This window comes from Amycolatopsis sp. CA-128772, from assembly GCF_002904295.1.
Classification (GTDB): domain Bacteria; phylum Actinomycetota; class Actinomycetes; order Mycobacteriales; family Pseudonocardiaceae; genus Amycolatopsis.
In genome coordinates, this window is sequence record NZ_PPHG01000110.1 from 1 (window position 1) to 9,128 (window position 9,128).

Here is a 9,128-nt window from a genome sequence, read left to right on the forward strand (position 1 = left end):
TTGGTGCCGGGGGTGAGGACCTTGTCGATGACGAACACGGTGGCGTTCTTGGTGGGGATGTTGCCGCACAGGATCTTGGCGCCGTTGACGGTCATGTTCTCGCCGGAGCCTTCGATCTTCAGCGGGCCCCCGGCGGTGTTGAGCGACTCCAGCGTGCCAGCGGCGGCGAGACCCTTGGCGTCGTAGCGCTTACCCACGACGTGGTACTGCAAGATCGGCGCCAGCTGATCGGGCTTGCCCGCCAGCTCGGCGAACTTCGCGTCACCCAACGCCGCGAACGCCGGGTCCGCCGGCGCGAACACCGTGATGGCCTGCTGACTGTTGAGCGTGTCAACCAGGTTGGTGGCCTTCACCGCCGCCACCAGCTTGGTCAGCAGCGGGTTCGTCGACGCGGCCGAAGCGACCGGCTGCGGCCCCATCGAATCCAGCGAGCCGGGCGCGGAACCCTGCGGCAGCTGCGAACACGCCGGACCGAACACATCAGCGTTCGTGGTCACACCGTCGGAAGCGGCCATGCTGGAGGACGGCGCGGACATCGACGACGAAGGCGCCGGCGCCGGGGCGCTGCTGGAACTGCCCGAGGACGCGGTGTCGTTGCTGCCGCACGCGGCCAGCGCGAGGGCGGCGGCCGCAGTCATGCCGATCCCGGCAATACGAAGCTTGTTCACAAAATCACTCCAAAAGACGAAGAAAAGCGGCTGTTCCCTCAAGGGGACCTTGCTATCTGCCGGTTATTCGGGGCCCGGCCGGAGCCGGTTTGGTCGTCCGGAAATTTTCTCAGGCGGCGGTGAAGGTGACGTTGTGCCAGCCGGTGGCGCCGTCGGGGACGGTGCCGGCGCGCTGGTCGGTCTGGGTGTAGCCGGTTTTGTCGGTGGCCCGGCAGAACACCTGGTGCACCCCGGCCGGGATGTCGATCTCGGTCCACCACATCCGCCAGGTGTTCAGGTTGACTTCCCGGGACAGCGTCGTTTCCTGCCACGGTCCTTGGTCGACGCGGACCTCGACCTTGTCGATGCCCGTGTGCTGGGCCCACGCGACACCGGCGACCCGCACTTTTCCGACCTTGACGTTGGCGAAACCGCGGTGCGAATCGATCCGTGATTCCGTTTTGATCGGAGCTTCCTGGCTCCAGCCGCGTTTCAGCCAGTACGCCCGGCGCGCGGCCCAGGTGGTGACTTCGATGTCCACGACCCATTTGGTCGCCGACACGTAGCCGTACAGGCCCGGCGTGACAAGCCGCGCCGGAAATCCGTGTTCCAGCGGAAGTGGTTCACCGTTCATCCCGATGGCCAGCATCGCCCCGCGGCCGCGGTCCTGGGCTGCCACGACCGGGGTGCCGGAGGTCCAGCCGTCGATGCTGGTGCAGAACAGCTGCTCGGCGCCCGGCTTCACGCCGGCTTCGGCGAGCAGGTCGGCCAGGTCGACGCCGATGAAGTTCGACGTCGACACGTAGTCGCCGCCGACCTCGTTGGACACGCATGTCATGGTGACGGTGCGCTCGACCAGCGGCCGGTTGCGGATATCGTCATAGCGGTAGCGGATTTCGCGGTCGACCATGCCGTGCAGCCGCAGCGTCCAGTCCTCGGCCCGCAGCTGCGGGACCGACAACGCGGTGTCCACCCGGTAGAAGTTCGCGTTCGGGGTCAGGAACGACGGGGTGCCGAGCTTGGCGAAATCGGCGTCGGCGGGGATGGCCGGCGCGGTCCGCGCCGGCACGAGCTTGCCGATCGCCGCCCGCGACGCCGTGGCATCGCGGGTTGAGCTGATAAGCTGCCCACTCAGGCCCATCGCGCCGGCTCCGACGACGACACCCGCACTGCCGACGAGAAAGGATCGCCGGGACGTGCCACTCTTCTCCGTTGCTCCGGGTTCTCGCCGTACCCGCGGGGCCATCCAGTGCAGGAGGAGGAAGACGGCGACTCCGACGAGCAGGCTGGCGGCCGGCGCGAGCAAGGCCACGGTCGTCAGGTCCGGGCGCTGGGACACCGCGAGGGCGCCGATCAGTCCTAACAGGACGATGATCACCGTCCCGGGCACCGCCGAGCGGCGCGACAACACACCGGCGAGCGCGGCGGCCAGCACCATCACCACGGCCATGCCGCCGAGCAGCACGAGCTTGTCGTAGGTGCCGAACGCACGGACGGCGAAGTCCTTCAGCTCCACCGGCGTCAGGTCGATGGCGCCGTTGCCGACGGCCAGGTACGGCGAGGCGTTGATGCCGATGAAGCCGGCGACGAGGTGGCCGGCCGCCAGTGCGGCGGCCAGCGCGAGAATCCCGGTGAACGCGGCCGCGAAGAACCGAAGCCGCGCACGCTCCGGGACCGTTGGGGCATCGAGTTCGGTAGCGGTCATACCTGGGTTTCGAGTCCGCGCCTTTCCCGGATTGGCGAGTGACCGTTCCGCAATGCCTTGGACCCGAACGGGTGAGACTTATCTTGGGAGACGCCCGTCACACAAGGAAGCCGATCGCCACTACGTCCGGGATCCCCGGGGCGTCCGCCTCTGAGCCAGGGCGCTTCGGTCGAGGTCGGTGGGCGTCAAGCCGCGATCGACCTGCAGATCCTGGTCGACTACGGCGTTTCCGCTTCGCCCTGTCACCTTCCGTGCGCCACGACGTGATCGCAGCCGTGGAGAAGATTACCGGCCCGGGTCATCGAGGTCATCATCAATGTCTCCGACTGCTCGCGGCGACGGGGACCCGCCCACCTGGAGCCGGTACGCCGCCGCCGCGATCGCCGTGGTCGCCGGGGCGTTCGCGCTGCGGTGGCTGCTCGCACAGCTGAGCCGCAGGCTCAAGACGCACATTTGGCGCTCCGAAGAAGATCCGCCCGCGGCTGCATCGACCTGGCGGCGAGCACCGCGATCGCGCCGTTCGTCGACGAGGTCCAGGCATACGACCGCGTTCACAACGCCCACACCACCCACGACGACCCGGCCATCCCTCTGGTGATCAGGGCCGGACAGGATGGCGACCTCACCGCGATCCGCCGGCGGCTCGACACCACCGGCCTTCCCCGCCTGCGTCACGCCCCGGCATCCACGCGCTGCCGGTCACCGTCGGATTCCGGTTCTCCACCATGTCCGTAGCCAGCCCGCTGAAGCGCCGTGACCCCGCAGCCATACCGCGTCCACTGTGGACCATAACAGCGTCGGCTAACCCTCTCGGGTGACTATTTTCGCTTGTGCCTTCCCCTACCAATCCGCACGTACCGGTGGGCCCGAACTTGTTCTGACACGCCGCCGATAGCGGCGCGTGACTCGGCATCCGTCGGTAAGGACAGGTGGCATGACCGCCCGCGCAGTAACACTCCACACCCGTGCCGGTGCGGCCCCGGGCCCGGCGCCGGCCTCGGAGACCACACCGGAACAGCTCGTCGCCCGCACCGCACTCGGTGACGAAGCGGCGTTCGCCGAGCTCTACGACCAGCTGGCCGGACCGATCTTCGGGACGGTGTTCCAGGTGCTGCGCTCCCGAGCGCACGCGGAGGAAGTCACGCAGGAAGTCCTGCTCGAGATCTGGCGCAAAGCGGCGTCGTACGAACCCGGCCGCGGGCGGGTGCCGACGTGGGCGCTGACCATCGCGCACCGGCGCGCCGTCGACCGGGTCCGTGCCGAGCAGTCGGCGACGAATCGCGCCGAACGGGCCGAGCGGCTCGACCTGCGCCGCCCCTACGATGACGCCGCCGAGACGACGCTGGACAACCTCGAGCGCGCCCGGGTCCGCGCGGCCCTGTCCGTCCTGACCGAGCTCCAGCGGGAGTCGATCCTGCTCGCCTATTGTCAGGGCTACACCTGCCGTGAAGTCGCCGAACGCCTCGACGTCGCGATCGGCACCGTCAAGACACGAATGCGGGACGGGCTGATCCGTCTGCGCGACGCTCTGGGAGTGACCCGATGACCACCGCCGACGCCCACACCCTCACCGGTGCGTACGCCCTCGACGCGGTCACCGACCTCGAACGCGCCGCCTTCACCCGCCACCTGGCCGAATGCCCGGTCTGCGCCGTCGAGGTCGCCGGCTTTCAGGAAACCGCAGCCTTGCTGGGCGGCGCGGCGACCCTGGCTCCGGACGAGAGAGCGCGCCGGCGTGTGCTCGCCATGGTCGCCCAGACCCGGCAGCTGCCGCCTCTGGTGACCGCCGAGCCGGTCGGGCGGAAGCAGCGCGCGCCGTGGCGCCGGCGCGCACTAGTCGGTGTCGCGTCGGTCGCTGCCGCAGCCGCGGCCCTGATCGGGGGGATCAGCATCGGGCTGGACCACCCGGGGTCCGCGCCGGTGCCGGGGGCCGAGGGGAATGCGGTGACCGCTGCGCCTGATGCGATCACCGTGCGCACCGCCGCGACCGGTGGCGGCGCCATCACCGCCACGATCTCCCCGCGCCTCGGGAGGGTCCTCGTCGCCGCCCACGCGTTGCCCTCGCTGGATGCCGGTCACGCCTACGAGGTGTGGCTGACCGGGCCCCACGGACCTCGCTCGGCCGGGCTGGTCGGATCCGGCGGCACCGTCGAGGCCACCGTCCCCCAGGACACCGACGGCATCGCCGTGACCGTCGAACCCGCCACCGGTTCCCTGCAGCCGACGACGCCGCCGATCGCCGCCCTCGCGGTCGGCTGACCCACCGCGAAAGGCCCGGTCACGACGGTGACCGGGCCTTTCGCATGCGTGCGTCACCCACAGGCGTGGACCGGAGGGCGGAGACCTGTCCGCCAGCCCCGGCCGTTCCGAATCCTTGGTGATCCACTCGACATCCGGATCGCGTTCGATGTCCCGCTCGAGATGAAGGAGAACACCGTGAGCACATTCCGCCGTCGCCTGCTGGCGACCGCCGCGCTGCCCGCCGCGGCACTCGGCTTCCTGCTCGCCGCGCCCGGCGCGGCGTCCGCGTCCACCGCGTCCGTCCCGGTGGTCGCCAGCTCATACGACGGGGACCACTGGAACCACCACCAGCACCACCGTCACCATGGTCTGGGGCTGCACCTCGGCCTCGTGCTGGGCCTGCAGATCAGCGGCCACGGCGGCTGGTACGACAATGGCGACTGGGACGACGGTCTGTTCTTGGGCGACTGACCGCCACGGCAAGGAGCGGGGCACCGGAATCTCCGGTGCCCCGCTCGTGTGCTTCCCGCTGACCGTCAGACGGTGTGCGGGGTGTGCGCGACGGTGTCCCAGCCGGTAGCGATCACCGCGGCGTCGCCGCCGTTGCCGGCCCATCCGGAGGTTCCGCCGGTGGTGGTGCTGTGGTTCCACGCGTCACCGGTCGAGCCGGTGGCGCCGGTGCTGCCGGAATCGCCCGAAGTGACCGTGGTGCTCGCGTGGTCACCCTGGTGGTTCCAGCCGCCGTGGTGGCGGCCCTGCTGCTCGTGCCCACGGGTCGAGGTGACGGCGGTGTTGCCGCCGGTCGAGCCCGAGTCACCCGAGTTGCCGGTGCTGCCGGTCACCGCGATGTTGTGGCTGTTCGCGTTGCCGGCATCGCCGGAGTCACCACCGTTGCCACCCCGGGCGGAGCCGAAGACCCAGCCCAGAACGCCGGTCGTGCCGTGACGGTTCCAGCCGTGTCCGCCGGTGTTCGTGGCGGAGTTGCTGCCAGTGCCGACGACGGTGGCGTCGCCGCCGTGGCCTGCGGCACCGGAGTCGCCGCCAGTGGTGGTGCTCCAGTTACCCGCGTCACCGGTCGAGCCGGTGGCGCCGGTGCTGCCGGAACCACCCGAGGTCACCGTGGTGGCCGACTCCGTGCCGCCGTTGTCCCAGCCACCGTGGCTGCAGCCGCAGCCGTGGTGCCCGCGGCCGTTGCCCTGGCCACCGATGGTCCACACGATGGCGTTGTTGCCGCCGGTGGAGCCCGAATTCCCCGAGTTGCCGGAGTTTCCGGTCACCGCGGAGTTGTGGCTGGTCGCGTTGCCGGCGTCGCCGGAGTCGCCACCGTTGCCGCCCTCGGCGGTGCCGGTCACGACACCCAGGACACCGGTGTCGCCGCCCTGGCCGTGCCGGTTCCAGCCCCAGCCGTGGCCACCGTTGTTCGTGGCGGAGTTCTCCCCGGACGCAACCGTGGTGGCGTCACCGCCGGTGCCCGCGTTGCCGGAGTTCCCGCCGGTGGTGGTGCTGGTGGTGCTCGCGTCACCGGTTGAGCCGGTGGCGCCGGTGTTCCCGGAGTCACCCGAGGACACCGTGGTGTCGCAGCGCGCCAGCACGCACAGGCCGTAGGCGCTGTTGCCACCCGTGGAGCCCGAGTTCCCGGAGTTGCCCGAGCTGCCCGACACCGCCGAGTTGGAGCTGGTGGCGTTCCCGGCGTCGCCGGAGTCGCCACCGTTGCCGCCCTTCGCGGTCCCGGTCACCGAACCCAGCACCCCGAGGATCCCGCCACGCGAGGAATGCGACCCGGCCTTGTTCTCGCCGGACGCATGCGTGGTCGCGGAACCGCCGTTGCCGGCGTTCCCGGAGTTGCCACCGGTGGTAGTGCTGGAGTTCGAGGCGCTCCCGGTCGAGCCGGTCGCGCCCGTGTTGCCGGAGTTGCCCGAGGACACCGAGGTGCTGCACCGGGCCAGGACACAAACGCCGTAGACGCTGTTGTGCCCGGTCGACCCCGAGTTGCCCGAGTTGCCGGAGTTCCCGCTGACCGCGTCATTGCTGCTGCTCGCGTTCCCGCCGGAACCGGAGTCGCCGCCGTTGCCGCCGGAGGCGGTCCCGGAGGCGACCGAGTGCAGCGTGGTCCCGAGTCCGCCCAGCGGGCCCTGGTTCCCGGTGTCCGCACTGGCCACCGCTGATCCCAGCAGGACGAACCCGCCGGAGATGAACGCGGCGGTCAGGCCGCGGCGCACGTACTTGTGCATGACTTCCCTTTCCCGACTCTCTGTCCAATGTGGATTCTGAGGGTGGAAAGGGTGTGTCAGCTCGGATGGTCGTTGCCGTAGTACTCGAGCCAGTGCAACGACCACACCCCGGCGGGCGGGGCCCGCCACGTGCGATCCGAACCCGGCATGGCGGAACCGGCGGCGGTCACGGCGTACTCGCCGCCGTGCTGACCCGACGATCCGGCCGACATCGCCCCGGTACCGGCGACCTCCGGCGACGCCGGCCACGACGGCGCACCACCGCCATCCGAACGGGACGATTCACCGGCCGAGGTCGTCGCGAACCGCGTGGCCGGCGCGTCGACGTGACGTACCACGTGACACACCGGACCTGACACGTCCTCCGACCGCACCGTCACCTCATCGCTGCGCATGCGCGCAGCGGGAGACGACTCCGGAGCCTGCGAGGAGGAACTCGCCGAGCCGTGCCCGGCCGTGTCGTCACGAGGACCAGGCACCGGTCGAGGGACCACCGCGGCGACCACGGAATCGGCCCCCACGGCGCGGGTGACCGGTTCGGTCACCGGAGCCAGCGCGTCCACCACCGGCCGGGTCACCGGCCCGGTGACCGGCGCCAGCGCCGAGAGCACCGGCTCGGCCGCCTTCGCGACCGGCCGCACCACCGGGGCCAGCACCGGCTCGACCGGCTCGAGAACCGGCCGCACCACCGGAGCCGCCGCGGCGGACACCGAGTGCACGACCTCGGTCTCCGGACGCAGTGCGCGGTCGACCGGCCCGGCCACCTGTCCGGTGACGCGGCCGAGAGATCCGGCCAGTCCGGGCCGGTCAGGCTCGGCAGGTTGGGTGTGCTCGGCGGCGTCGGCCCGCCCGGCCAGCAGAAACGCCAGCACCGTGAAACCGACGACAGCACCCGCCACGACAAACAGCCGCGCGAACGCGGCCCCGTAGGCGGGTGCCGAAGAGCCAGACTGGGAAGTATTCATCCATCTCACCCCCTTTCGAGCATGAACTTCACCCGTCAGTGGGATTTCGTGGCCTGCCGCCACCGCGGATTGGTCGCGAAGGAATTTAATTTTGTCGCCCTGAAACGGTTTCTACTCGCCAGTAGGGGGTAACACTTACGGCTTCGCGCTTGGATTCAAACGCCAAATCCCCTGCTCCGCGGCAAAGCCACGCGTCCCGGGACCGGAGGTGACACCGACGGTGAGCCGGGAGAACGAAGTTCCGGCGCTCGCCTGTCGTGGACACCCCAGCCCGGCAGCGAGCAACAGGACAGGCCACCCGTTCTGGTGACCGGCACCCATCCGCCGGCGCGGCGGCCCCGAACCTTTCGGTTCAGGAAAACCGAGCCCGCGGGCCGCAGGCACCGATCGCGGCCCGCGGGATACGCCCGGAGTCGTGCGCGCGCAGGACACGGGCAGGATGGGAGATCGCTCGTGTTCGGCAAACGCTATGCCGCGTCGATGATCAACCGCAGCGCGGAGAATGACCAGGACCGCCGCCGCTTCCTCAAGGCGGCCGGGATGACCGGCCTCGGGGTCGTCGGCGCCGGCGCCCTCGGCGGCCTCACCGCCGGGACCGCGTCCGCCGCCACCGCCCGGCCTGCCGCCGCCGAAGCCGCCCAAGGGGTCAGCGACGGAGCCGTGCTCAACTTCGCCCTCAACCTCGAATACCTCGAAGCCGAGTTCTACCTGCACGCCGTCACCGGCCGCGGCCTCGCCGACGCCATGACCACCGGCACCGGCACCCGCGGCGGCGTGACCGGCGGCCGCGCGGTCCGCTTCGAAACCAAGGCCGCCCGCCAGTACGCCCAGGAAATCGCGGCCGACGAGAAGGCCCACGTCCAGTTCCTGCGCTCGGCGCTCGGCTCGGCCGCCGTCAGCCGCCCGGCGATCGACCTGCAGTCCAGCTTCACCGCCGCCGCCCAAGCCGCCGGCCTGGTCAAGCCGGGCCGCAGCTTCGACGCCTTCGCCTGCGAGGAAAACTTCCTGCTCGCCGCCTTCCTGTTCGAAGACGTCGGCGTCACCGCCTACAAGGGTGCCGCCCCGCTGATCACCAACAAGACCTACCTCGAAGCCGCGGCCGGCATCCTCGCCGTCGAGGCCTACCACGCCGGCAACATCCGCAGCGCCCTCTACCAGCGCGGCGACGGCAAGGCCACGGTCAAGCTGTCCAACGCCCGCGACAGCCTCGACGGCCCCGCCGACGACGACCAGGGCGTCATCGACGGCCACGGCAACGCCAACATCGTCCCCACCGACGCCAACGGCATCGCCTACAGCCGCTCCCCCGGCCAGGTCCTCAACATCGTCTACCTGACCA

The 9,128-nt window shown here is 70.5% G+C and carries 8 protein-coding genes; 4 read left to right on the top strand and 4 right to left on the bottom strand.

Going from position 1 to position 9,128, the window contains the following annotated elements; translation table 11 throughout:
- Together C2L59_RS46295 and C2L59_RS46300 are read right to left on the bottom strand one after the other, a co-directional pair.
- Nucleotides 1-668, bottom strand: a 668-nt coding sequence (locus C2L59_RS46295) for a fasciclin domain-containing protein (protein ID WP_103355960.1), incomplete at its 3' end; no start/stop codon positions are given.
- Between the two features lie 109 nt (nucleotides 669-777).
- Nucleotides 778-2,352 (bottom strand): molybdopterin-dependent oxidoreductase, encoded by a 1,575-nt coding sequence (locus tag C2L59_RS46300; RefSeq protein WP_199199808.1) that lies wholly within the window; start codon nucleotides 2,350-2,352, stop codon nucleotides 778-780.
- 934 nt (nucleotides 2,353-3,286) lie between these two features.
- On the opposite strand from C2L59_RS46300, the gene sigK reads away from it, so the two are divergent.
- The 3 genes from sigK to C2L59_RS46320 all read left to right on the top strand — a co-directional run bounded on the left by sigK (nucleotide 3,287) and on the right by C2L59_RS46320 (nucleotide 5,064).
- The gene (gene sigK / locus C2L59_RS46310) at nucleotides 3,287-3,898 is read left to right on the top strand and encodes an ECF RNA polymerase sigma factor SigK (RefSeq protein ID WP_103355953.1); all 612 of its coding nucleotides are present in this window, start codon (nucleotides 3,287-3,289) and stop codon (nucleotides 3,896-3,898) included.
- Nucleotides 3,895-4,611 (top strand): anti-sigma factor domain-containing protein, encoded by a 717-nt coding sequence (locus C2L59_RS46315; RefSeq protein WP_103355954.1) that lies wholly within the window; start codon nucleotides 3,895-3,897, stop codon nucleotides 4,609-4,611. The genes sigK and C2L59_RS46315 overlap by 4 nt, the downstream gene beginning before the upstream one ends.
- A gap of 177 nt (nucleotides 4,612-4,788) precedes the next feature.
- Nucleotides 4,789-5,064: a hypothetical protein gene (locus C2L59_RS46320; protein ID WP_103355962.1), complete on the top strand. Its 276-nt coding sequence runs from the start codon at nucleotides 4,789-4,791 to the stop codon at nucleotides 5,062-5,064.
- Between the two features lie 65 nt (nucleotides 5,065-5,129).
- Here C2L59_RS46320 and C2L59_RS50165 read toward each other — a convergent pair whose 3' ends face one another.
- Together C2L59_RS50165 and C2L59_RS46345 are read right to left on the bottom strand one after the other, a co-directional pair.
- Nucleotides 5,130-6,824: a hypothetical protein gene (locus C2L59_RS50165; protein ID WP_158263170.1), complete on the bottom strand. Its 1,695-nt coding sequence runs from the start codon at nucleotides 6,822-6,824 to the stop codon at nucleotides 5,130-5,132.
- Between the two features lie 56 nt (nucleotides 6,825-6,880).
- On the bottom strand, nucleotides 6,881-7,852 hold the full coding sequence (locus C2L59_RS46345; protein ID WP_146060548.1) for a hypothetical protein: 972 nt from the start codon (nucleotides 7,850-7,852) through the stop codon (nucleotides 6,881-6,883).
- Between the two features lie 390 nt (nucleotides 7,853-8,242).
- Between C2L59_RS46345 and C2L59_RS46350 the strand changes: the two genes are divergently transcribed.
- Nucleotides 8,243-9,128, top strand: an 886-nt coding sequence (locus tag C2L59_RS46350; RefSeq protein WP_103355959.1) for a ferritin-like domain-containing protein, incomplete at its 3' end; no start/stop codon positions are given.

What these genes read in the sequence shown, in the direction of transcription:
- C2L59_RS46300 (WP_199199808.1), bottom strand. Translation starts at nt 2,352, where the DNA reads ATGACCGCTACCGAACTCGATGCCCCAACGGTCCCGGAGCGTGCGCGG.
- sigK (WP_103355953.1), top strand. Translation starts at nt 3,287, where the DNA reads ATGACCGCCCGCGCAGTAACACTCCACACCCGTGCCGGTGCGGCCCCG.
- C2L59_RS46315 (WP_103355954.1), top strand. Translation starts at nt 3,895, where the DNA reads ATGACCACCGCCGACGCCCACACCCTCACCGGTGCGTACGCCCTCGAC.
- C2L59_RS50165 (WP_158263170.1), bottom strand. Translation starts at nt 6,824, where the DNA reads ATGCACAAGTACGTGCGCCGCGGCCTGACCGCCGCGTTCATCTCCGGC.